At 63.8% G+C, this 23,226-nt stretch carries 17 protein-coding genes, 1 tRNA gene and 1 pseudogene; 8 read left to right on the forward strand and 11 right to left on the reverse strand.

Translation table 11 applies throughout. From position 1 onward, the window contains the following. Window positions 1-84 precede the first annotated feature (84 nt). A complete protein-coding gene (locus HPT29_RS05315; protein ID WP_173948492.1) occupies window positions 85-312 on the reverse strand; it encodes a hypothetical protein in 228 nt (75 codons plus the stop codon). Window positions 313-510: 198 nt separating this feature from the next. Here HPT29_RS05315 and HPT29_RS05320 point away from each other — a divergent pair, with 198 nt between their 5' ends. Next, complete coding sequence (locus tag HPT29_RS05320) at window positions 511-756, forward strand: hypothetical protein (RefSeq protein ID WP_173948491.1); 246 nt, start codon at window positions 511-513, stop codon at window positions 754-756. 638 nt (window positions 757-1,394) lie between these two features. On the opposite strand, the gene HPT29_RS05325 is transcribed toward HPT29_RS05320, so the two are convergent. The 5 genes and pseudogenes from HPT29_RS05325 to HPT29_RS05345 all read right to left on the reverse strand — a co-directional run. Then, a complete protein-coding gene (locus tag HPT29_RS05325) occupies window positions 1,395-2,660 on the reverse strand; it encodes a site-specific integrase (RefSeq protein ID WP_173948490.1) in 1,266 nt (421 codons plus the stop codon). 8 nt (window positions 2,661-2,668) lie between these two features. Next, entirely contained in the window at window positions 2,669-3,169 is a 501-nt protein-coding gene (locus tag HPT29_RS05330; protein ID WP_173948489.1) for a hypothetical protein, read from the reverse strand. Window positions 3,170-3,173: 4 nt separating this feature from the next. Beyond that, a complete protein-coding gene (locus tag HPT29_RS05335) occupies window positions 3,174-5,579 on the reverse strand; it encodes a hypothetical protein (RefSeq protein ID WP_173948488.1) in 2,406 nt (801 codons plus the stop codon). Between the two features lie 8 nt (window positions 5,580-5,587). Then, on the reverse strand, window positions 5,588-7,720 hold the full coding sequence (locus HPT29_RS05340) for a hypothetical protein (protein ID WP_173948487.1): 2,133 nt from the start codon (window positions 7,718-7,720) through the stop codon (window positions 5,588-5,590). A 218-nt stretch (window positions 7,721-7,938) separates the two neighbouring features. Next, window positions 7,939-8,196, reverse strand: a pseudogene (locus HPT29_RS05345) (magnesium chelatase domain-containing protein); the annotation flags it as partial. Between the two features lie 251 nt (window positions 8,197-8,447). On the opposite strand from HPT29_RS05345, the gene HPT29_RS05350 reads away from it, so the two are divergent. Both HPT29_RS05350 and HPT29_RS05355 read left to right on the forward strand, forming a co-directional pair. Next, window positions 8,448-9,548: a sensor histidine kinase gene (locus HPT29_RS05350; RefSeq protein ID WP_173948486.1), complete on the forward strand. Its 1,101-nt coding sequence runs from the start codon at window positions 8,448-8,450 to the stop codon at window positions 9,546-9,548. Beyond that, on the forward strand, window positions 9,541-9,993 hold the full coding sequence (locus HPT29_RS05355; RefSeq protein ID WP_173948485.1) for a response regulator: 453 nt from the start codon (window positions 9,541-9,543) through the stop codon (window positions 9,991-9,993). Before HPT29_RS05350 ends, HPT29_RS05355 begins: the two co-directional genes overlap by 8 nt. Window positions 9,994-10,016: 23 nt before the next feature. On the opposite strand, the gene mutS is transcribed toward HPT29_RS05355, so the two are convergent. Then, window positions 10,017-12,743 (reverse strand): DNA mismatch repair protein MutS, encoded by a 2,727-nt coding sequence (gene mutS / locus HPT29_RS05360; protein WP_173948484.1) that lies wholly within the window; start codon window positions 12,741-12,743, stop codon window positions 10,017-10,019. 149 nt (window positions 12,744-12,892) lie between these two features. Between mutS and HPT29_RS05365 the strand changes: the two genes are divergently transcribed. From HPT29_RS05365 to hrpB, 3 genes are all read left to right on the forward strand, one after another. Further along, window positions 12,893-15,184: an NADP-dependent malic enzyme gene (locus HPT29_RS05365; protein WP_173948483.1), complete on the forward strand. Its 2,292-nt coding sequence runs from the start codon at window positions 12,893-12,895 to the stop codon at window positions 15,182-15,184. A 194-nt stretch (window positions 15,185-15,378) separates the two neighbouring features. Further along, a complete protein-coding gene (locus tag HPT29_RS05370; protein WP_173948482.1) occupies window positions 15,379-15,990 on the forward strand; it encodes an HAD family hydrolase in 612 nt (203 codons plus the stop codon). Window positions 15,991-16,182: 192 nt separating this feature from the next. Next, the gene (gene hrpB / locus HPT29_RS05375) at window positions 16,183-18,648 is read left to right on the forward strand and encodes an ATP-dependent helicase HrpB (protein ID WP_173948481.1); all 2,466 of its coding nucleotides are present in this window, start codon (window positions 16,183-16,185) and stop codon (window positions 18,646-18,648) included. 218 nt (window positions 18,649-18,866) lie between these two features. Here hrpB and HPT29_RS05380 read toward each other — a convergent pair whose 3' ends face one another. The 4 genes from HPT29_RS05380 to aroA all read right to left on the reverse strand — a co-directional run bounded on the left by HPT29_RS05380 (window position 18,867) and on the right by aroA (window position 22,341). Continuing rightward, entirely contained in the window at window positions 18,867-19,244 is a 378-nt protein-coding gene (locus tag HPT29_RS05380; RefSeq protein WP_173948480.1) for a methylglyoxal synthase, read from the reverse strand. 12 nt (window positions 19,245-19,256) lie between these two features. Next, on the reverse strand, window positions 19,257-20,060 hold the full coding sequence (locus HPT29_RS05385; protein ID WP_173948479.1) for a DUF1194 domain-containing protein: 804 nt from the start codon (window positions 20,058-20,060) through the stop codon (window positions 19,257-19,259). A 282-nt stretch (window positions 20,061-20,342) separates the two neighbouring features. Then, window positions 20,343-20,984, reverse strand: a complete 642-nt coding sequence (gene cmk, locus HPT29_RS05390) for a (d)CMP kinase (RefSeq protein ID WP_173948478.1) — start codon at window positions 20,982-20,984, stop codon at window positions 20,343-20,345. Between the two features lie 7 nt (window positions 20,985-20,991). Then, window positions 20,992-22,341, reverse strand: a complete 1,350-nt coding sequence (aroA, locus tag HPT29_RS05395; RefSeq protein WP_173948477.1) for a 3-phosphoshikimate 1-carboxyvinyltransferase — start codon at window positions 22,339-22,341, stop codon at window positions 20,992-20,994. A 185-nt stretch (window positions 22,342-22,526) separates the two neighbouring features. Between aroA and HPT29_RS05400 the strand changes: the two genes are divergently transcribed. Together HPT29_RS05400 and HPT29_RS05405 are read left to right on the forward strand one after the other, a co-directional pair. Further along, entirely contained in the window at window positions 22,527-22,913 is a 387-nt protein-coding gene (locus HPT29_RS05400) for a TIGR02300 family protein (RefSeq protein WP_173948476.1), read from the forward strand. Between the two features lie 80 nt (window positions 22,914-22,993). Continuing rightward, window positions 22,994-23,069 (forward strand) — tRNA-Ala (locus HPT29_RS05405). Window positions 23,070-23,226: the final 157 nt, after the last annotated feature.

Here is a 23,226-nt window from a genome sequence, read left to right on the forward strand (position 1 = left end):
CCGTCACCCAGAGCGCGGCTGCTGTTCCAGGACGGTCCGGGCCGATCTTAGAGACTTCAGCCAGACCAGCACGAATGGCGGGCATCAAGAGGTTGGGGAAGTGGGCCGCCCGCATATCACCCCAATTTGTCCGCGCACATATCCGAACGACAGGGCCGCCGCCAACCGTTCGATCCGCTGCTCCTGAATGAGCTGCTCGACGAGAAGGGCCCTGATGGCGGTTCTGGGATCACCACCGCAGGCCTCGATTACGGCCGAGACATCCGCTTCCATCGGATCTGCGTCGCATGCCGCGTCTTCCTGCTGAGTCATCGTCTTCTCCCTTCGAAGTGACGATGGTACTGCTTCGCGCCTTGGGTCACCACAAAAATGTTCTTCTTTTGTTCTTGGTCTGTGGAATGCGTGGACATCCATCGATGGGTGGTCAGGACACTCTCCCGTCGCTTGCGAGGACCTTGTGCTGGTTCTGCTCTGTTGATTCGATGCTGGGCAAGCTTCGAGGAGGTTCCGATGGAGGTCATCCTGCGCCTGCAATGTGACAACCTTCTAGGCGGCCGGATCGAGCGGGAGACGCCGACCGGGCTTGTGACGATGGCCACGGTTGCGCGGGAGGCTGACGGCCTCGTGGTCCATGTCATCCCGGGCCAGGAGGCGCAGAGCCTAGAGCATCTCGAGGATCTTCGGGCCCGGGACTGTAATGAGTTGCAGAGGCGGATGGGGCGCACGGATGTGACGGTGACGATGCCGACCGGCTAGGGCAACGACCCAGCAGGAGCCGTATTCAATCAGGCGCTCAACGCAGGAAGAGCGGCAGGTAGAGAACACCGATGGTGCAGCCCAATGTGAAGACAGCGGTGATCGCCGCTGCTAACGAAAACCGTTCTTTGCCGTCCTGCATAGCACCCTCCTGCATGATCACGTGCAGTGTGTGGGATACCGCAGCGGCCACGCGCCGGCAGTGCGGCTCCGCACGCGTCTGTGTCGACCGTCTACCGAAGAGGCCAGCTGCCTCACTGGAGCGAGCGCGGCTCAGACCGTCTCGGAGCCGCTGAGCGCCGAGTGAGCCATTTGGATATGCAGTAGGCTCGGGCCGCTCACGCGCGCGAAAGATCGGCGGCGATCACTAGGCTTCGGGAGGCGAGCGCATCACCGGTCGCGGCATAGGCCGCCGTGTTGTGCGGACCTATGGTAAGGGAACGGTATATTGCGCTTACAACCAGATCCGGCAAACTCAAAAACGATAGGTAGATCCCCTACTTGAGGGGCTGCGTGGACCTGCCGTTGCTTCGAGTCCGCGCCTACCAATTGGAATGGACAGCATCGCAAGCAATCGCTCAGGGAAGCTTCTGCTGTGGCATAAGATCGAACAGCAAGCGCGGCAAATCCCAAGCAGACTAGACGCCGCGCAGAAACTCCCGTTCCCCTACCAGCGCTTCTCTGATTTGAGCCTCATCCAGGTAGTGTTTCAATGTGCCCGGGTCCTCGTGTCCTGCAATCTCTGCAAGCGTGAGAAGGATGCCGCGGGTATCGTAATCATAGCCGAACTTCTTTCTGGCTTCTCTCAAAAGACGGCACGCATACTGAGTGAGAAATGTCGCTCGAAGCGAATGAATGCTGCCCTTGACTCCAGCAGCTTCGAAGCCGCGCACCTTGACGATGTCTTTTATGGCGGTGATGGTCAGAGAGTTACCATTCCTGTCAGATAGCCAAAGCCCACCTGACAACTTCTCCCGACTTGAGCTGCGTGAGACGCGTAGAAAGCGGGCACGTTCCCCCCATAGATGTTGAAGGAGAGCAATGACGAGCGGAATCGGAAAGGGCACATTGCGGATCTTTCCCCTTTTCTCCCTAACGCCGACAATTAAGTTCTCGCGACCGGTGTTCGCAAGGTGGTAAACTCTCTCCCGGATGCTCGCTTTCGCAACTCGGTCGCCGGCGAGGAACTCAACACGATCAGAAGGACCAATGAGGTTATCGCCCCGAAGGAGCTGATTTAGAGTGTCACAGCTCAATGCCGCAACGCCCATGGCACGTAGGCCAGTCTCATAAACAGTGCGCCCAAGAAGCCAGTTGCGCTCTGCGATAAAGGCATTGGGATTGTTCATCAGCGCCCGAACTACGCGAGCGGCCTCGCCCTCATCAGGAATCGGACGCTTGCCATTCTTAAGCTTTGGACCTTTTGGAGCTTTGAAGCGAGGTTCAGGCTCCAAGATTTCAACGTTCAACGGTGAAGCCGATATCGAAGCCGCGAAAGAGCGCAGAAGCGGACCGCCAATATTCCGCGACGCCATGAAGTGGCACCACCGCATAACAACACCCGCCCGGCGAGCTTGCCGATTGCGTCCAATTTTCTCAATGCTCAGTGCCTCTGCGAGCCACTGGTGGTAGTGATATTCTCCAGGCTCGTTCCAAGCAACATTATGATCTTGAAGGTAGTTGCACCAGATGCAGATGATGCGAGCTATATCTTGAAGGCTGCCACTGCGCTGTGAGCGCCACGTAGCTAGCTCACGGATGAACGCATCGGCAGGTTCGAACACTCCATAGTCTGGATGCAGTACAATCGGATACTTGGAGAGCTTTATGCCCTTAGAGACCTTTATAGATGCCGATCCGTTGATACAGTGGAAATGAGAGAGCTGGCGAGCCGATTCTTGCACCGACCTGATCACCTTCTTCCAAATGGGACAACTTTTTCGAACTTAGTCAGTAGCTCGCGGTGTTGGTTATTCTTCTCCTGAAGAAGGTGCCGTAGGCGCTTTACCTCTGAGTTGAGTGCATCTCGCTCTGCCAATAGCTCGACGTTTTGCTGCGCCAATCGATCCCTTTCCTGGGAAACTTGAATCTGTGAAATTGTTCGCCCGCGGCGCGGCTTTCTCTGCTGTGCAGATTTTCCTTCCCGCATTCGCTGCAGCCCCTTCAATGCGTGGTCAAGGCGCAATCTCAAATCTGCATTCGGGCCGCCGGGAGCTGCGATGGAATAGCTGGTCCAGGTCGTAAGCACCCTAGCCGGGTCGGACCATTGCTGGACGTCCTTGATGGTAGCAAGGACTGGCGCATCTGGGGGGATGGACTCGTTGGCAATCCACTCCTCCAACAAGGTCACTTTAGCCTCCAGCGCTGATCGCGCTGGTCTAATGCGCTCCTGAGGTTCTTGGTTTTGCGCCATGTCCCTAGCCTCCCGTCTTCGTGCCGAAGCACCTAGAGTAATGTGCTTGCGCCATATCAAGCCGTTCCTGGGTGAGGGCTCGCAGCAACGGCGCGAATGAGCAGGAGAGCTGTTGTCGTGCATGAGCGATCGTTTCGGCCCAGTAAGGCTCGCACTCGGCAAACTGCACGTTGTGAGGACAACCTGAGCAGATATGATCGGCGGCAAAAGCGGGGTCCGGCGCACTGAAGAATGCGGCCCCATCGCGCTCGACCTCTCGAGCGGCCAGACACGCCGCCGAGCGAAGATCTTGTGGCTCCGAGGTGCATTTGCAGTAGCTGTGGCCGAGGCTGTTGGGCTCAAGTCGCTTATCTTCCACGAAAGTGAGCAGCAAGGAGTCGAGTGTTGCGCCAGGAAGATCATCTTCAGGAGCAATGTCCAGTTGAGCCTTGGCTTGTTCAACCAGTTCGTCGAGCTGTCGTTTGATGACTTCACCACCCCATCCCGAGATTCGCTCCTTGCCAAGAGCAACATTCCGAAAGCGCGCGAACCTGAAGGCTTCGCCTTCCGCGTTGAAATCGTCCAAGCGTTGGGCTTGGTAACGAGCGAGTTCGAGCTCTGATCTCTGTGCCTGTACGCGCTTTTCTTCAGCCTGGCGAAGAAATCCGCCGCGCGCCGCCTCCGTGACATACCGTCTGGTTTGGTCAGGATCAAAGTGACGATAAAAATTGGAAAGCGCCGTCAAATGCGGATAGTAGAACCGATGATAATAGGTGATGCCGAAGAAGCGTCGGAACTGATGCGACTTTGGATTCCACTGTGTGCCGTCGGGAAGTGGAGGTAATTGCACGAACTCTGCAAACCGCGACAGACTGCGGTAGACATCAAAGCGAGCGGTTTTCGGCTTAGTCAAGGGATCGGCCTGGGCTACATCATCGAATTGAAAAAGCCAGCGTTCTTTGGTGCGCAGGCGGTACATGGATGAGAGCCAGGATAGAACCTCGATGGCCTTTTCGACAGACTTTGGAACTGGGATCTTATCCAAGTCTCGAATTGTTTTCTCAATCCACGTTTCCAACCATGCGTCGCCATCAATGTGGTGGATTGCTGGGAAGCGCAACGACTCAATTTCTTCCCGGCGACGTGCCGAGAACGCCGCAATTACGATCATGCAGGCGACAGCGAGGTAATCAAACAGCACTGTACGAAGGCTAGGACGGTTTTCTGCAAAGTTCTTGATGGCGTTCGGACCAGGATAGTAGGCTGGGCGGATCGGCCAAGGCGATCCCGGTTGCGTGCAACTCTTATGCTCAACGAAGGTGATGTTCACGCGTGTTGCAGCCGCTTGATAGGGATTCCAGTGCGCTCGGACCTCCTCTGTCGTGAGTAAGCGCTCGATCTCTTCAACATAGTGTTGAAGATCCGGCGCATAGTCCAGAACCCAGCAAAGAGCCCGATCTATTAGCGTGCAGGCCTGCAGCGGAGGGACGGTGAATGTCCGGCCATCGCTGTCGTGCGCAATCGCCCGCGCGACACTGTTTATGGTGCGCTCCCCTGGAAAAGGGTTACACCCGATGGGATCATGGGAGAGGCGGCCCCGCAACTGCCACAGATATCCAAGCGGGCGCAGGAACCCGCCGATGCGGCCCGCCGAGCGAGTTGTAGGCCTCCCCATTAGGCTCCCAGCATTACTCTCAGGGTAGGGACCGTCATCAATCTCTATATTCTGACTATCTGGTGTCCAAGCGATTGCAAAGCCGGACGACCGTGCTTGATAGGGCTGGAGCGGGTAACCCAATTCTGTCGCGAGTGCAATGAGTATGCGGCGAGCCGTGTCAGTTAAGAGGCGGCCATTCGGAACCCCTAGCTTCTCCGCAGCACTATCAAAGTCAAAATAGGTATGCTTGCCTTTCTTGTAAGTCGGAGGCCGACGCCGCCCCACGCGTACGGCATTGGCAAATGCGACGGCGCGTTCGTCGAGCGGGAGTAGTCCTAGAACGCCCCCATCACGAAGCGTCTCAAAGAACTTCTCGATCCACTCAGGCGTTAGACTGGCATTCCTCTTTAGTCCACAGGATAACCTCCATCGCACGAACTGAATATAGTTTCGGTGAAGAATTGAAACTGATGCGCCGGACGAGTGCGATCCTTCACTCGGCGAAAGAGACCAGTAGACGAGCACCTTCGCTGTTATAGAATCGTGCTCACAACGGGGATCACTTAGTCGCAAGCCCGGCGCCAAGACAGTGTCGAAGCGCAGCGCAAAATCTGTGTTGCGCCGCTTTTGGGAATCTTCGGTTCCAATAGTCCATCGATTATCGAGCAGTGAACCTTCACGCAACCATGATGGCGCCGCTAGCCCACCAATGATTTGGTCGTGCAGAGTTCCGGGTGAATTGGAATCAATGAAACGTGTTGTACGGGGAGCCATCGTGGATCCTACCAAGGGCGAAAGAGTACAAGAGAGCCTTGATCCAGCCCATCCTTCACAGACTCGAGACTCTGCTGCACGAGTGCCTGTTTCGGGCCAGACATGAGGAGGTTCAAGAGCACCGTACAGAGTGCAAGGGCGGGGAGCCAGACGCGAACCCAGCGTTCCGGATTCCTTGCAATAAACTCCTCTTCTGTCCGTTTGAGGGACTCGTGGAAGAGAGCAAGTGCCTCGATCGATTGGTGTGTCGGGACAAATCGCAGCATTGGGCATGTGCTGCAGGCGTCCAACCGCTTACAAATCGATTCTTTAGTTCCGGGTTGCACACCAGCGGTAGGATCTAAGCAGGTCAGACCAAGCCCCGTATCAACAGCACGGGTGCGCCGTTCGTGAAATTCTTCGGGTAAAAGCCCTAGTTGACCTGGGCGGTCGGGGCTATCGCCAGCCACACTCGCTTCGAACAGGTTCTGAAACTCGCGTATCCTGTCGTCCAATATTTGTCGGATGTATGCTCTGTTCAGATAGTGACGCGAGGCAGTACGTCCGCCGCTTTGGCCCGAAAGGAGAGCAACAACTTCCGCGTCGCCGCCGTGCTGAGCATCACGCAGCTGGAGGACAGTTGTGCGGATCATCCGCCTTTGAATGGGAAGGCCCCCGATGACGGGATCCTTGGAATGCTCCTCAAGGAACTCAGTCCACCATCGTTTCCAAGAATGCTCCAGATACCTTCGGACTTCTTTGGGGTAGTGGCCATTTCGAATAATCCAAAGGTAGTTTGCGTCTGAATTGCCGGCGCGTCGCGCTCGTTCCCGCGGGGGGGCTGAGAGCTTCAGCCATACTTCGATTGCCTTTGCGGATGAGATGCGCGAGTTGGGCACGATGGTGGGAACTTCCAGGATCTCGTCGTCCGCCTCGCCTTCCTCACCCGGGGTGATCTCGATGATGTTGCCTGTCACTGCCTTGTAGCGTGCGCGGTTTTTCACTGAGCCAATTTGGCGGAGTTGGATCTTGCCGTATCGGGCCTTCCCTACGAATGGGTCCGCAGCGAGATCATCGCAGGGCTGAATGTTGATGCCGGTATCGATAAGGATGAGCGTATAGGCTGCGAGGAGGGCTCGTCCTCCCCCCTCAAGGTGGCTCATCACCCTGGCAGTGCCGCCGCAGCGGGAGACGACGAGTTGAAGCGGATAGTCAAGCTCCTGCAGTTTGAAGACGCCTTCGTGATCAGAGATAATGTAACGAAGGAGTGAGCCAAGCCGGCGATCACCGTCGTCCAGGGGAAAACACATCTGGACCTTTGGATGCAACACAGGCTCACGTTCAGATCTGGCGTATGAGAAGGGGATGAGAGGAATGGCTGCGCGGATTTCCCTAAGCGAGGGCTGGCCCGGAGCTGCCAACAATTTGAGTCGGCGATCGAAGGCCGCTTCCTCCTCAAACAATGCGTCCTCGCAGAGGGATCTAAGGCGGAGCAGACGTTCTCGATTGTGCTCGTTGACTGCCCCATAGATGGCCTCGTTCTTGGAATTGGTTTCGGATGTCTCTGTCGAGCTCTGGAGTTCTCCGAGCGATGGAATGTTCGCTCCGCGTGACACGCGCGATCCGGAAAGCCCGCGTAGAGCGCCGATTTCAGGCCAAAGCCCCTCCTGCGCTAAATGCTGCAGTGGGATTGATAAGCTCTCAATGATGTTCTGTCGTGTGAGTGGATTACTGCTCCTGACGACCGAATGGTCGGTGAAATCCCTGAGCCGACTGACGAACACGTCAACCGTATCGATCCATTGCGTTGACGTAATGGATTCCTGTTGGTTCTCAACGAGAGCTCTATAGGTTAGTGCGGCCGCCGTGTTCCGGTTTGAGGATTCTGCCGCAAAACCTGCTAGGTAGAGGAGAAACTTGCGTAGATTTCCGCAACGCTTTTCGGTGGTGGATGCTGTGTCGTGGGCGTATTTCCGGGCGAACGCATCGAGTAATCGCTCTGTAAACGAAGCTCCATAGAGTGGGATCAGCGCGCTGAAATCATGTAGCTTACCATTCAAGCGAACGGACTGGCCTGGCACTCCTGGACGTTCCCGGGGGTCTGTACATGGTTGGTTGAGCAGGACATGCGCCGGTAATTCAGTCGCAACCGCTTTGTTCACGCTAGCCTCCTGACGTAGGGAGGCCTAAATCCTTCGAGGCATTCCTTAAAAAGGTACTAAGTCCATAAGCCTTTATTAGGAGCAAAGTCTCATAAGACTATTATGTGTGTAAGATTGAATCGAGGCATTTTGACGCGGCCAACGTCGAGGGGCTTACGGATAGCCTACTTTCTAGACCGCCGAGAAAACTTCATGCAAAACAATTTCTTAGCTCAGATGATAGCGTGGACAAGAGTCAAAAATCGGCCTTCCTTCGGCAGATCGGCCGGGGCGAGATTGACCGTGATCCGCTTTGCCGGCAGGGCGAGGCCGGAGGCGATCAGGGCTGAGCGGACGCGCTCGCGGGATTCCGCCACCGCCTTGTCGGGCAGGCCGACGATCGTGAACGCGACGGTGCCGGGCGTGATCTGGACCTGAACATCGACTGCCCGCGCCTCGATTCCTTCGAACGCAACAGTGGAAACGCGCGTAACCATCCGGCTCTTTCTCCCTGACGGAACCGATGTTAGCGCACTCGACCAAAACGCGATAGTGTTGCATCAACGGGTGGCCTGTCGAACCGGCGGAACCCTGCCGCCGCCATCGCGTTGAGTCCTACTGCGCTGCGAGTCAAGCCTCGGAAAAATCGCGCAGGCGCAAGGGTTCTACCATCGATGGGGCAGATTTTCTTCTCAGGCGGGAAAGCGCGGTTTGTCCACGAGATCTCGAACGGCGTCCAGAGATCGTAATGCTGGCCGAAACCCACGTTGCACCGTCGGACTCCCAGGAGGCCTCCTTCAGGGCCGCCTTCCATTCCTTGCGCGTGCCCGTCCTGATGGTCGACCCGAGCCGGACGCCGGCTCCCGTCGTCTTCGCGAATCCGGCCTTCTTCGATCTGACCGGCCATTCCCCGGACGAGGTGCTCGGCCGCGGCTGGCACCTGCTTCAGGCCCCCGATGCGGGTCCGGCGTCCTTCAGCGCGATCGATGCCGCGTTGCGTCGCGGAGAGGCGCTCGAAACCGCCTTCCGGGGGCGCCGGACGGACGGATCCCCGTTCTGGAGCACCTTGTCCCTCTCACCGGTCCATGACGAGGCCGGCCAGCTGCGGTCGGTGACCGTGCTGCTGAACGGCGCCGGCGCGACGAAGCCGCCCGACCGGGATCGCTTTGACGCGGGGACGCTCCTGGACGAGAAGGCCGAGCGGCGGATCCAGGATCTTCGCCTGGCGCTCGAGCAGAAGACGGCGCTGCTCCACGAAGTCGAGCATCGGGCCAAGAACTCCCTCCAGATGATCGCCTCCCTGGTCCTCCTGAAGGCGCGACGTCTTCAGGACCCGGAAGCGCGAAAGGTCCTCCAGGACTTGGCCGAGCGGGTCGGCGCACTCGCAGCAGCGCACCGGCTCCTCCATGGGGCCGGGGACACGACCCGGTTCAACCTGAAGGAGTTCGCCACGGAACTCGCCGGTGACCTGGCCGCGACCCTGCCGAAGGGGCAGGTCGATCTCGACCTTCAGGCCGAGCCCCTCGGCGTTCCGGCCGCCAAGGCGGCCGCTCTGGCTCTTCTGCTGAACGAGGTGGTCGGCAATGCGGTTAAGCATGCTTTCCCAAACGGCCGCCGGGGCCGATTGACAATCGCAATCGAGCGGGTCGAAAACGGCGTGCAAATCGCCGTCGAGGACGATGGCGTCGGCCTCGATCATTCGCCTCCGCCCGAGGGAAGTTTTGGAAAAACCTTGATCACGATGTTGGTCCATCAGTTGAAGGGGCGGTTGACTTGGCACGACAGGGAGCCAGGTACACGCGCTGAGATCGTGATACCCGTCGACGCGGAGGAGACCCGGTTTGAGTAGCGAGAAGCCGTTGCGTATCCTCGTCGTCGAGGATGAGATCCTGATCGCGCTCGAGCTCGAAAGCCTGCTGCAGGATCTGGGCCACGACGTCGTCGCGATCGCGGCTTCCTCCGGGGAGGCTCTTGCCCGTGGCCGCGAACTCAAGCCTGATCTGGCCTTCGTCGACATCCATCTGGCCGATGGGCCCACAGGGGTCGATGTCGCGCGCCGCCTCGCAGCCGAGCTCCAGGTCACCGTGCTGTTCATGACGGCGAACACCAAGCGCATCCCGGAGGATTTCGCCGGCGCCTGGGGGGTGATCGCCAAGCCCTACACGGAACGCGGTGTCCGCGAGGCCTTAGGCTATGTCACGGCCGGGCAGCTGCGTGAGCCCGACGATGCACGGACGGTGACCTTCGTCCCTTTCGGCGCAGCCCCTCGTGAGCGTAATTCGCAGGTCTCCTGATACGCCTCCCCCGATGCCGCAGGCTATCTCTGCGCCTTGAGGCGGTAGAGCGCATCGAGCGCCTCGCGCGGCGTCATCGCGTCGGGATCCAGGGCATCGAGCGCCTCCCGCAGGACGTCATGCTTCGGAGGCGGCACCGGCTCGGCGCGGGCGGGAACCGCAAACAGGGGCAGGTCGTCGAAAAGGGCGCGCTTGGGTGCTTCGCGGTCCGACTTCTCCAACTCGCTCAGGATCGTCTTCGCCCGTTCGACGACGGGGGCGGGCAGGCCGGCCAGACGCGCCACCTGCAGCCCGTAGGAACGGTCGGCGGCGCCCGGCACCACCTCGTGCAGGAACACCACCTCGCCGTTCCATTCGGTTACCTTCAGGGTCGCGTTGGAAATGCGCGGCATCCGCTCGGCGAGGGCGGTCAGCTCGTGGAAATGGGTGGCGAACAGGGCCCGGCAGCGATTGGACTCGTGCAGATGCTCGATGGCCGCCCAGGCGATGGAGAGACCGTCGAAGGTGGCGGTGCCGCGGCCGATCTCGTCGAGGATGACGAGCGAGTGCGCGGTTGCCTGGTTGAGAATCGCGGCGGTCTCCACCATCTCGACCATGAATGTCGAGCGGCCCCGCGCCAGATCGTCAGCAGCGCCCACGCGGGAGAAGAGCCGGTCGACGATGCCGATATGGGCCTCCTTGGCCGGCACGTAGGATCCCATCTGGGCCAGCACCACGATCAGCGCGTTCTGGCGCAGATAGGTGGACTTGCCGCCCATGTTGGGGCCGGTGATCAGCAGGATATGGCCGGCGCTTTTCCCTGACAGGTCCGAATCGTTGGCGATGAAGGGCGTGCCCTCGCGCCTGAGGGCTGCCTCGACGACCGGGTGGCGGCCGCCCTTGACGGTGAAGGCGAGGCTGGTGTCGACGACGGGCCGCGTCCAGTCCAGTCGCATGGCGAGGTCGGCGAGAGCCGCAGTCACGTCGATGACCGCAATGGCTTCGGCGGCAGCCGCCACGTCGCCTGCCAGGTCCAGCAGGGCCTGCACCATCTCGTCGAAGAGGGCGAGCTCGATCTTCAGCGCCCGGTCGGCCGCAGACGCGATCTTCGCTTCGAGCTCGCCGAGCTCCAGCGTGGAGAAGCGCATGGCGCCCGCCATGGTCTGGCGGTGGACGAAGACATCCTTGAACGGCTCCTTCAGCAGGTCCTCACCCACATTCTGCGGCACCTCCACGAAGTAGCCGATCATGTGGTTGTGCTTGACGCGCAGGGAGCGGCAGCCGGTCTCGGTGGCGTAGCGCGCCTGAAGGGCCGCGATGAAGCGGCGGGAATCCTGCTGCAGGTCGCGCAGCTCGTCGAGGGCCGGGTCGAACCCCGCGCGGACGAAGCCGCCATCACGCTTGAGCAGGGGCAACTCGTCGGCAAGGGCAGCCGCGAGCCGGTCCGCCACGTCCGTGCGAAGACCCTGGAGCACCTGCGCGGCTGCGGACAGCTCCGTCGGCAGATTGGGGGCGATCGCCAGTTCGAGACCGAGTTCGCGGGCCGCGAACAGGCCGTCGCGCACGCAGGCCAGGTCGCGCGGTCCGCCGCGCCCGAGACTCAGCCGGGAGAGGGCGCGGGCCAGATCGGGCGAGCGCTTGAGGATGCGCCGCAGGCGGTCGCGCAGGTCGTTGTTCTCCGCGAGGGCCGTGACCGAATCCTGCCGGTCCCGGATCTGGCCCGGATGGGTGAGGGGGCCGGCGAGACGCTCCGCGAGAAGCCGGGCGCCGCCCGGCGTCACCGTGCAGTCGATGGTGGCGAGCAGGCTCCCCGTCCGCTCGCCGGAAAGGGTGCGGGTCAGCTCCAGATTGGCCCGGGTGGCGGCATCGATCGCAAGCGCCGCCCCGGAGGTGTCTCGGGCGGGCGGGTTCAGGGCCGGGCGGCTGTCGATCTGCGTCTTCTCGACGTAGAAGAGGGCGCTGCCCGCAGCGGTGATCTCGGCCGGGCTGAAGGCCCCGAAGGCGTCGAGGGTCGCGACTCCGAAATAATCCTTGAGCCGCCGCTCGGCGGAGGCCGGATCGAGGCCCTCGCGGGACAGCGGCGTGATGGATGCACGGGTCTCCTGCCAGAAGCTCCTGAGCTCCGGATCGTCGTGAATGACGTCCGGCACCAGGATCTCGCGCGGCTCGAAGCGGGCGATCTCGGCGGACAGGCCCGTGCCGTCGGTTTCGCTCAGCACGAAATGGCCTGTGGATATGTCGACGGCGGCCAGGCCGTAGCACCATTGCGTATCGGAGGCGCGGCGGCGGGCGATGGCCAGCAGATAATTGGCCCGGCCCGGCTCCAGCAGGCGCTCCTCGGTGATCGTCCCGGGGGTGACGAGGCGGACCACGTCGCGGCGCACGACGGATTTCGAGCCACGCTTCTTGGCTTCGGCCGGATCCTCGGTCTGCTCGCAGACCGCGACCCGGTGGCCGAGGCCGATGAGCCGCTGCAGGTAGTCGTCCGCCCGCTCCACGGGCACGCCGCACATGGGGATGTCCTGCCCCTGGTGCTTGCCCCGCTTGGTCAGCACGATGCCGAGCGCCTGGCTGGCGATTTCGGCATCCTCGAAGAACAATTCGTAGAAATCGCCCATCCGGTAGAAGAGCAGGCTGTCCGGATTGGCCGCCTTGATCTCGATGTACTGCGCCATCATGGGCGTGACGCGGCTGTCCTGCGCGGGCGCGGAGGCCGGCGCGGCGTTCGGCGAGGTGGTCTCGGGGGATTTGTAGGCGGCTTGGGACGACATCCACCCTGTTTAGCAAAGCCGGCCCGCCCTTTCATCCGTGTCATGGGGTCCGAAGGGCGGATGTGGACAAGTCTTGAGGAAGGCGCCCCCTATGCCTTAAGGTCGCATCCCCCTTTGGAAACGCCCCGCAACAAAAGAAACCATATCTCATGACCGACGATCAGCGCCCGATCCGCCGCAAGCGTCCCACCTTCACCGATCAGGAGGCGCTGCAGTTCCACGCCCAGGGACGACCCGGAAAGCTCGAAGTCGTCCCGACGAAACCCATGGCGACCCAGCGCGACCTGTCGCTCGCCTACTCGCCGGGCGTCGCGGTGCCGGTGCTGGCGATTGCGGAAAACCCGTCCCTGGCCTTCGATTATACCACCCGGTCCAACATGGTGGCGGTGATCTCGAACGGGACCGCGATCCTGGGCCTCGGCAATCTCGGGGCGCTCGCCTCGAAGCCGGTCATGGAGGGCAAGTCCGTTCTCTTCAAGCGGTTCGCCGATGTGGATTCGATCGACCTCGAGGTCGACACGGAGGATGCGGACGCCTTCATCAACTGCGTGCGCTATCTCGGCCCGTCCTTCGGGGGCATCAATCTCGAGGACATCAAGGCGCCGGAATGCTTCATCATCGAGGAACGCCTGCGGGAACTGATGGACATTCCCGTGTTCCATGACGATCAGCACGGCACGGCCATCATCGCGGCGGCGGGCCTCATCAATGCGCTCCATCTGACCGACCGCGACATGGCGAAGACCAAGCTCGTGGTGAACGGCGCGGGCGCCGCCGGCATCGCCTGCACGGAGCTCCTGAAAGCCATGGGCTTTGCGCCCAACAACGTCATCCTCTGCGACACCAAGGGCGTGATCTACCAGGGCCGCACCGAGGGCATGAACCAGTGGAAATCCGCCCATGCGGCCCAGACGGACGCCCGCACTCTCGCGGATGCGCTGAACGGCGCCGATGCGGTGTTCGGCCTCTCGGCCAAGGGGGCGTTCACTGACGAGATGATCCGCTCCATGGCGCCCAACCCGATCATCTTCGCCATGGCCAACCCGGACCCGGAGATCACCCCGGAGGAAGTGGCGCGCATACGCGACGACGTCATCATCGCGACGGGCCGCTCCGATTATCCGAACCAAGTCAACAATGTCCTGGGCTTTCCCTACATCTTCCGCGGCGCGCTCGACGTTCAGGCCACGACCATCAACATGGAGATGAAGATCGCCGCCGCCCAGGCGCTGGCGGAGCTCGCCCGCGAGGATGTCCCGGATGAAGTGGCGGCCGCCTATCAGGGCTCGCGTCCCCGCTTCGGGCGCGAGTACATCATCCCGGTGCCCTTCGATCCGCGCCTGATCCACACCATTCCCATGGCGGTGGCGCGAGCCGCCATGGACACGGGCGTCGCGCGCCGTCCGATCGTCGACATGCGGTCCTATAAGGCCCAGCTCTCCGCGCGACGCGATCCGGTGGCCGGCACCCTCAACCGCATCTTCGAGCGCGTACGCAAGTTCCCGAAGCGCGTCGTGTTTGCGGAGGGCGAGGAGGAGCAGGTGATCCGCGCGGCCCTGTCCTTCGTCAACCAGGGCCTCGGCAAGGCCATTCTGGTCGGCCGCGAGGATCGCATCCAGGAAACGGCCACTCAGGCGGGAATCGAGCTCGAAGGCCGCGAGGGCATCGAGATCCACAACGCGCGCCTGTCCCAGCGCAACGCGACCTACGCGCAGTTTCTGTACGAGCGCTTGCAGCGCAAGGGCTACCTGTTCCGCGACTGCCAGCGCATGATCAACCAGGACCGCAACCACTTCGCCGCCTCGATGGTGGCCCTGGGCGATGCGGACGCCATGGTGACGGGCGCGACCCGCAACTACTCGACGGCGCTCGCCGACGTGCGCCACGTGATCGACGCCAAGCCCGGGCACCGCGTCATCGGCGTGTCTCTGTGCCTTGCGCGCGGCCGCACGGTTCTCGTAGCCGACACCGCCATTCACGAGATGCCCAGCGCGCAGGAACTCGCGGAGATCGCTATCGAGTCCGCCGGCGTCGCCCGCCGCCTCGGCTACGAGCCGCGGGTGGCGCTTCTCTCGTTCTCGACCTTCGGCCATCCGAAAGCGGAGCGCGCGGAGAAGATCCAGGAGGCCGTCGAGATCCTCGACGATATGCGGGTCGATTTCGAGTATGACGGCGAGATGTCGGCCGACGTGGCGCTCAACCGGGACGTGATGGCGCAATACCCGTTCTCCCGCCTCAAGGGACCGGCGAACGTGCTCGTCATGCCGGCGTTTCATTCGGCCTCGATCTCGACCAAAATGCTGCAGGAGCTCGGCGGCGCGATGGTGCTCGGCCCGCTCGTGGTCGGTCTCGACAAGCCGGTGCAGATCGTCTCCCTCGGCGCCACCGACAGCGACATCGTCAACATGGCGGCGCTCGCGGCCTACAATATCGGCGGCTGAAGTCCGCCCGGCTCCCTCCATGGCTCGTCATGGAGGGAGTTCGCCTCTCGCGCGGCCAAGCGTCAGCCCCGGTTCATGGTCAGGCCTGTCCAGTCGCTCGGATTTCGGCGTCTGCCCCTCAATGATGAGAGTGGCGCGAGTGCCCTCGGACGGCTAAACCTCACCGACGAGAGGTCAAGGAAAGCATCGAGAGCATGGGGCAGCCTACCACCGTCGTGTTCGACATCGGCAACGTCCTGCTGCGCTGGGACCCGCGCAATCTCTATCGCCGGATCTTCGACGACGAGGGCCAGATGGAGTGGTTCCTCGCCCATGTCTGCACCCCGGACTGGAACGTGGAGCAGGACCGGGGGCGCGACTGGGACGAGGCCGTGGCTCTGCTCGTCAAGGATCACCCGACGCACGAGACCCAGATCCGGGCGTTCCACGAGCGTTGGGACGAGACCGTTTCCGGAATCTTCGAGGAGCATGTGGACCTGCTGCTGCGCCTGCGGGAAGCCGGCGTTCCCAATTACTGCATCACGAATTTTTCCGGCCCCAAGTTCATCCAGTCCCAGAAGCGCTTCCCGTTCCTGTCAGGGTTTGACGGCATAGTCGTGTCGGGCGACGAGCGCCTCCTCAAGCCCGATCCCGCCATCTACCGTCTGCTGCTCGACCGGTATGGGCTGAAGGCGGAAGACTGCGTGTTCATCGACGATTCCAGCGCCAATGTGGAGGCCGCCCGCGTCATCGGCATGCAGGCGATCCACTGCGCCGACGGGATCGATCTGGCGGCGGAACTGCGGGACTACGGCTTTCCGGTGTGACATCGCTCCCACGTCCATCACCGGCCTTGTGCCGGTGACCTCGCTTCTGTGATGCGCCGGGCCTTTCCAATCATCATGGCCGGGCCCGCCCCGGCCATGACGAGGCGGGTGTTGCTCCGCCGGCCATAGGCCGGGAATGACAGCACGTCCCAAGCCCCTTGCTCTCCCGGCTCGCTTGCGCCATCAGGCGGCATGCGGGTTTTCGACACCTCCCTTCCGATCGACGACGTCCTCGCGGATCTGACGGCGCGCCTGCGCACGGGTCCCAACGCCGTGCTCGTCGCCCCTCCCGGGGCCGGCAAGACCACCAGGGTGCCGCTGGTGCTTCTCGACGAGCCCTGGGCGAACGGGGGAAAGATCATCGTGCTGGAGCCCCGGCGCCTGGCCGCGTGGGCTGCCGCCGCCCGCATGGCGCAGACGCTCGGAGAGGCGGTTGGGGAAACCGTGGGCCTGCGCGTCCGCCTGGGCTCCAAGATCAGCCGCAAGACGCGCATCGAGGTCGTCACCGAGGGCGTCTTCGCCCGCATGATCCTGGACGATCCGTCCCTCGACGGCGTTGCGGCCGTGCTCTTCGACGAGTTCCACGAGCGCTCCCTCGATGCGGATCTCGGCCTTGCGCTCGCTCTCGATGCGCAGGGAGGCCTGCGGGAGGATCTTCGCCTCCTCGTCATGTCGGCGACCCTGGATGGAGCCCGGGTGGCGAGGCTGCTGGACGAAGCTCCCGTCGTGGAGTCGGAAGGCCGCGCCTATCCGGTCGAGACCCGCTATCTGGGGCGCGATCCCAACCGGCGCATCGACGAGCAGGTGGCGGATGCGGTCATGCGCGGCTTGAGGGCCGAGAGCGGCTCCATCCTGGTCTTCCTGCCGGGGCAGGGGGAGATCCGCCGGGTCGAGACCCTGCTGCGCGAGCGCATCTCCGATCCCGCGGTCGACCTCGCGCCGCTCTATGGCGCCCTGGAGCGAGGCGAGCAGGATCTCGCCGTCAGTCCGGCCAAGCCCGGACGGCGCAAGGTGGTGCTCGCCACCTCCATCGCCGAGACCTCGCTCACCATCGAGGGCGTCCGGGTCGTGATCGATTCGGGGCTCGCCCGAGTGCCGGTCTACGAGCCGAATATCGGGCTCACGCGCCTGGAGACGGTGCGCGTCTCCCGCGCCGCCGCCGATCAGCGCCGGGGCCGCGCCGGCCGCACCGAGCCGGGCGTGTGCTACCGACTCTGGGAAGAGGCCGCCACCGGCGCGCTCGAACCCTTCGCCCGGCCGGAGATCCTCTCGGCCGATCTCGCGCCCCTGCTCCTCGACTGCGCTGCCTGGGGCGTCGCCGACCCGACGGCGCTCGCCTTTCTCGATCCGCCGCCGGCGCCGGCCCTTAAGGAAGCCCGGACGCTGCTGCAGCAGCTCGGCGCTCTCGATGCCGACGGACGCATCACCGACACGGGCCGGCGCCTGCGCGACCTGCCCCTGCCGCCGCGCCTGGCCCGCATGGTTCTGGCCGCGGGCGAAAGCGGGCAGGCGCGCGAAGCGGCGGATCTCGCGGCCGTTCTCGTCGAGCGCGGCCTGGGTGGCGACGCGGTCGACCTCGCCGACCGGGTCGAGCGCTTCCGGCGCGACCGGTCGGGCAGGGCGCAGGACATGCGGCGCATGGCGGAGGGCTGGGCGAAGGGCGGGGCACGCGCAGCCACCAGCGACCCGCATTCCTTCGGCGCGCTGATGACGCTGGCCTTTCCCGACCGGATTGCGAAGGCGCGGGGCAAACCGGGCGAGTACCTCATGGCCAACGGGCGCGGCGCCGCGCTCGAAGCGCATGAACGGCTGGCGCGGGAGCCTTTCCTCGCCGTCGCGGAGATCGCCGGCGGGGCCGCCTCGGCGCGCATTCTGGCCGCCGCCGCCCTGTCGCCCGACGAGATCGACCGCCTGTTCGGCGCGATGATCGAGCAGCGTGACGAGATCGTCTTCGACCGACAGGCAAAGGCTCTCCGGGCGCGCGGCGTCCGCCGTCTCGGAGCCCTGCTCCTGAACGAACGTCCTCTGAGAGTACCGGCGACCGACGAGGCGGCGCGGGCCCTGGCCGAAGGTCTCGTGTCCCTGGGGCTCGACGCCCTGCCGTGGTCGAAGGCGCTCGCGCAATGGCGGGAGCGCGTGATGTTCCTCCGCAAGGCCGAGGGCGAGGAATGGCCCGACCTGTCCGACGAGGCCCTGAGCCGGACGGCCCAGGAATGGCTGGCGCCCCATCTCGTCGGCAGAGCCGGCTTGAACGACATCGGCCCCGATCTCCTGAGCGAGGCCCTGCGCGCGCTCCTGCCCTGGAACCTGCAGCGGCGTCTCGAGACGGAGGCGCCGACCCATGTGGAGGTGCCGACCGGATCGCAGATCCCGATCGATTACGGAGCCGAGGAGGGGCCCGTTCTGGCCGTGCGCGTGCAGGAGCTGTTCGGCCTCGACAAGCATCCGACCATCGCGGCCGGGCGCGTGCCGCTCATCCTGCACCTGCTGTCCCCGGCCCACCGCCCGATTCAGATCACCCGCGACCTGCCGGGCTTCTGGCGCGGCTCCTGGGCGGCGGTGCGGGCCGACATGCGCGGGCAGTATCCCAAGCATCCCTGGCCCGAGGACCCGCTGACGGCTCCGCCGACGCGGCGCGCCAAGCCGCGCGGGGCGTGAGAAGCTCGCGGGGCGGTCCGACCGGGGGGCACCTTTCCGTCATGGCCGGACTTGAACCGGCCATCTCGATCCGGTGAAGCGCAGCGCTTCTTCGGGTCGGGATCACCGGCAAAAGGCCGGTGATGACGTGGTCGTGCATTGCCGGTCTTCAGGCACAGAGTTCCGACAATGCGACTCTTACCTTCGGCTCTCCGCGCGAAGGACGAGAACGTGATCCGCTAATCTCGGAACGACTCGATCAGCCGTTCCGCCGTGGCGGGGTTCAGCGCCATGGGGATGTTGTAGACGAGGGCGAGACGCATCAGCGCCTTCACGTCCACGTCGTGGGGATGGGGCGAGAGCGGATCGACGAAGAAGAACAGCGCGTCGATCTCTCCCTCGGCGATCATGGCGCCGATCTGCTGGTCGCCGCCGAGCGGGCCGCTCTTCAACCGCGTGACCGAGAGGGACGGGCAGCGTTCCATGACGCGCCCGCCGGTGGTGCCGGTGGCGAAGAGGGCGAAGGGGCGGATGTCGTTTTCATACTTGGCCACGAAGTTGGCCATGTCGTCCTTCTTGGCGTCGTGGGCCACGAGCGCCAGCGTCAGTTGTTTCATGGGCAGGACAGTTCAATTGCTCCAGCGGTCACGCCACTGCATCTCGCCGGCCATGCAGTTGGTGCGCGGAGGGGACTGGATGCGGTCAATCAGGGGCCGGTCAAGCATCAGGTTGGCGACTTCCAGCAGGATCTTGGTCTTGATCGCCTCGATGAACTGGTCGCGCTCGCGCACCGGAACGGTGAACGAACCCTGGCCGCCGATGACGCAGTCCTTGTAATAGATGTCGAGATCCGGAATGTCGAGATAGCCGGGCTGGCGCAGCATGATCGGCAGGCCGTTGATGGTGATCCCCTTGGCGAGGGCCGCGTCCCGGGCCTCGATCACGAGCCGCCCCTGGTTGTTGGGGCCGTCCCCCGACACGTCGATGACCCGCCGGGTCGCGTTGATGCCGCTCTCCTCGAGAAGCTTCACGCTGAAATCGATGGCGCTGGAGATCGAGGTCCTCTGCGCCCGGCGCAGGGGCGTGGACGCGATCTTGTCCGCAAAGGCCATCAGGCTCTCGGAATTGTCGAGAACCGTCCAGGGAACGATCACCTTCTGGTCCGGCGAGCCGGCCCATTCCATGTAGGTGACGGCGATGCGGCCCAGCATTCCGCCGCGGATCGCATCGTGGACGAGCTTGGACCGGAACGCCTGGGCGAAGCCCTCCCGCTGCAGGGCCTGCTCGTCCGTGTCCATGGAGAAGGAGATGTCGACCGCCAGGACGAGAGCGAGGTCGACTTCGGTCTCCGTCTGGGCCTGGGCCGGCAGAGCCACGAGCGCGCAAAGACAGGCCAGCCCTGCGACGAGACGGATGAAGCCGGAACGAACCATCGGTATCTCCTTCTCGGAGCCGGATAGGTCATGGAAGTGTGCCAGCTTCTGAAAGTAAGGCAAGGACAGGCCGGGACCAGGGGCGGCCTCCGGTATGACGATGGCGGGGATTCCGGTCCGTCCCTCGATCGCAGGGAGACACGGGGCGGGCGCATTCCTCCCCGTCATGGGCTCCCCGTCATGGCCGGCCTTGTGCCGGCCATCCCGATCGGAAAGGCGCGGCGCACGACAGGAGCGGGATCACCGGGACAAGCCCGGCGATGACGGAGAATTGAAGGAGGTCTAACCGCGGGTCTTCGAAGGCTGCCGGCGCTCCACGAGATCGAGCGCGGCCTGGAAGGCGCCGTCGGCATCCAGATGCGTCGTGTCCAGGGTCATGGCATCGGCAGCCGCCTTGAGCGGAGCGGTGCTGCGGTTCATGTCGCGCTCGTCCCGGCGGCGGATATCCACCAGGATCGTCTCGTATTCCGCCTGCTCGCCCCGGCTCAGCAGCTCCCGGTGACGCCGGCGCGCCCGCTCCTCCGGGGCGGCCGTGATGAAGAGCTTCACGTCCGCATCCGGGCAGACCACGGTCCCGATGTCCCGGCCGTCGAGCACCGCGCCCGGCGCCTGGGCGCCGAACTGGCGCTGGAAGGCCAGCAGGGCATCCCGGACCGGCTGGTAGGCCGACACCACGGAGGCGGATTCGCCCATGGCGGCGCCGCGCAGGCGTGAGTCGTCCTCCAGATGGCTGACGTCCAGGTTCCGGGCCACCTCCGCGGCCGCATCCCGGTCCGTGAGCGGAATGCCCCGGTCCATGAGCACGCGGGCGACCGCCCGGTAGAGCAGGCCGGTGTCGAGATGGGCGAAGCCGTAATGCTCGGCCAGGCGCCGGCCCAGGGTTCCCTTGCCCGAGGCGGCGGGGCCGTCGATGGCGATGATCATGGCCAGCTTAATCCTGGATCGTGGCGCCGAGCTCGCGCATGAGCGGGATGAAGGAAGGAAAGCTCGTCGCGATCATGGCGCCGTCGTCCACCGTGATCGGCTGGGCCGTGGCCAGGCCCATGACCAGGAACGACATGGCGATGCGGTGGTCGAGATGGGTCGCCACCGGATTGCCGCCGCCCCGGACCTTGCCGTTCGAGCCGTGAACGAGCAGGTCGTCGCCCTGGATCTCGTGCTCGACGCCGGCCTCGGCCAGACCGGCCGCAACCGCCGCGAGCCGGTCGGATTCCTTGACGCGCAGCTCGTGGAGCCCCTGCATCCGGGTCGTGCCCTCGGCGAAGGCGGCGGCGACCGCCAGGACCGGGTATTCGTCGATCATGGCCGGGGCCCGGGCATGGGGAACCGTCACGCCGGTGAGGCGGCTGTGGCGGACGCGCAGGTCCGCGACCGTCTCGCCGCCCTCGTCCCGTTCGTTCAGGCGCTCGATGGAGGCGCCCATCTCGATCAGGGTCGTGATGAGGCCGGTGCGCAGGGGGTTCATCATCACGCCCTCGAGCACCACGTCCGAGCCCGGCGTGATCAGGGCCGCCACCAGGGGGAAGGCCGCCGAGGAGGGATCGGTCGGCACCACGATGTCGGTGCCGCGCAGCTCGGGCTGGCCCTGGAGCGTGATGGCGCGGCCGTCGGCCCCGTGGGGGGCGACCTCGACGCTCGCTCCGAAATGGCGCAGCATCCGTTCCGTGTGGTCGCGGGTCGCCTCGCGCTCGATCACCGTGGTCCTGCCGGGGGAGTTGAGGCCGGCGAGCAGGATCGCCGACTTGATCTGGGCCGAGGCCGCCGGGGTCTCATAGGTGATCGGGATCGTCTCCTTCGGGCCGCGGAGGGTCAGCGGGACCCGTCCGCCCTCGGCCTCGCTCACGACGGTCACGCCCATCTGAACGAGCGGATCGAGGATCCGGCGCATGGGACGCTTGCGCAGGGAGGCGTCGCCGTCGAAGGTCGAGGTGATCGGATGGCTTCCGGCCACGCCCATCATCAGGCGCGAGCCGGTGCCCGCATTGCCGAAATCGAGAACGTCCTGGGGCTCGGTCAGGCCGCCGATCCCCACGCCGGTGATCCGCCACCGGCCGGGCGCCTCGCGGGTGATGGCGGCTCCGAGAGCCCGGCAGGCTTCCGCCGTGCGCAGCACGTCGTCGCCTTCGAGCAGACCCTCGACCCGGGTCTCGCCGATGGACAGGAGGCCGAAGATCATGGAGCGGTGAGAAATCGACTTGTCGCCGGGAACGCGGATGCGCCCCTTCAGGGGCGTTCCAGGCCTGCTGGCGACCGGTGACGGCGATCCGTGCGCGTGCGACATTCTCGGGTCCTTGCTCGAGTTCCTTGAGGCTTCTGATCAGGGCGGGCTCCTAACATGCGGTTTTCCCGCCGTCACGCGCAAGCTGGCGCAGGCCCGGGGCTCTCTTGCAATTTCCTATTTGACAAGGCACCCCCTCACGACTAACGGAGCGTTCCCGACCATTCACACTCACAAGGCAATCACCCGTGGCCAAACCGGAACTCGGCTTGAAGCGCCAGTGCATGAGCTGCGGCGCGAAATTCTACGATCTCAACAAGGACCCGGCCGTCTGCCCGAAATGCGGCACCGTCTTCCAGGCCGTGGCCATGAGCCGGGTGGCCGCTCCCGTGGTGGCGCGCGCCGCCGCCCCCGATGACGACGACGAGACCGAGCTCGAGGCGACCGGGCCGGAGATGGTGTCCCTCGACGAGGTCGAGGCCGGCGAGAACGAGAAGGACGTCCCGGTCGACGACGATATCGACGTGGGCGACGACGTGGCCGACGACGACACCTTCCTCGAGGACGAGGAAGAGGGCGACGACGACGTGTCGGATCTGATCGACAGCGATCTGGAAGACGACGAAGAGGCTTGAACCTCGAAGCAGAGGCGACTATAGAGACGCCTCTGCCGAGCACGGCAGACCCCGCGGTGCCCGGCACCGCGGATCGAGATGGGGCCATAGCTCAGCTGGGAGAGCGCTTGCATGGCATGCAAGAGGTCGGCGGTTCGATCCCGCCTGGCTCCACCAATTCCCAAAACAGCCGCCGCTCAGGCGGCTTTTTTGTTTCGGACCCGATTCGGACCGCCGGACGTACATCTAAAGCATAGGATTCGGGCCCGATCGTCCGCCCTTTTTCGCATGGAAGCGGACGCGATCTTCATTTTTAGTCACAGCGCCTTAAGCT

The organism is Microvirga terrae, assembly GCF_013307435.2.
Classification (GTDB): Bacteria; Pseudomonadota; Alphaproteobacteria; order Rhizobiales; family Beijerinckiaceae; genus Microvirga; species Microvirga terrae.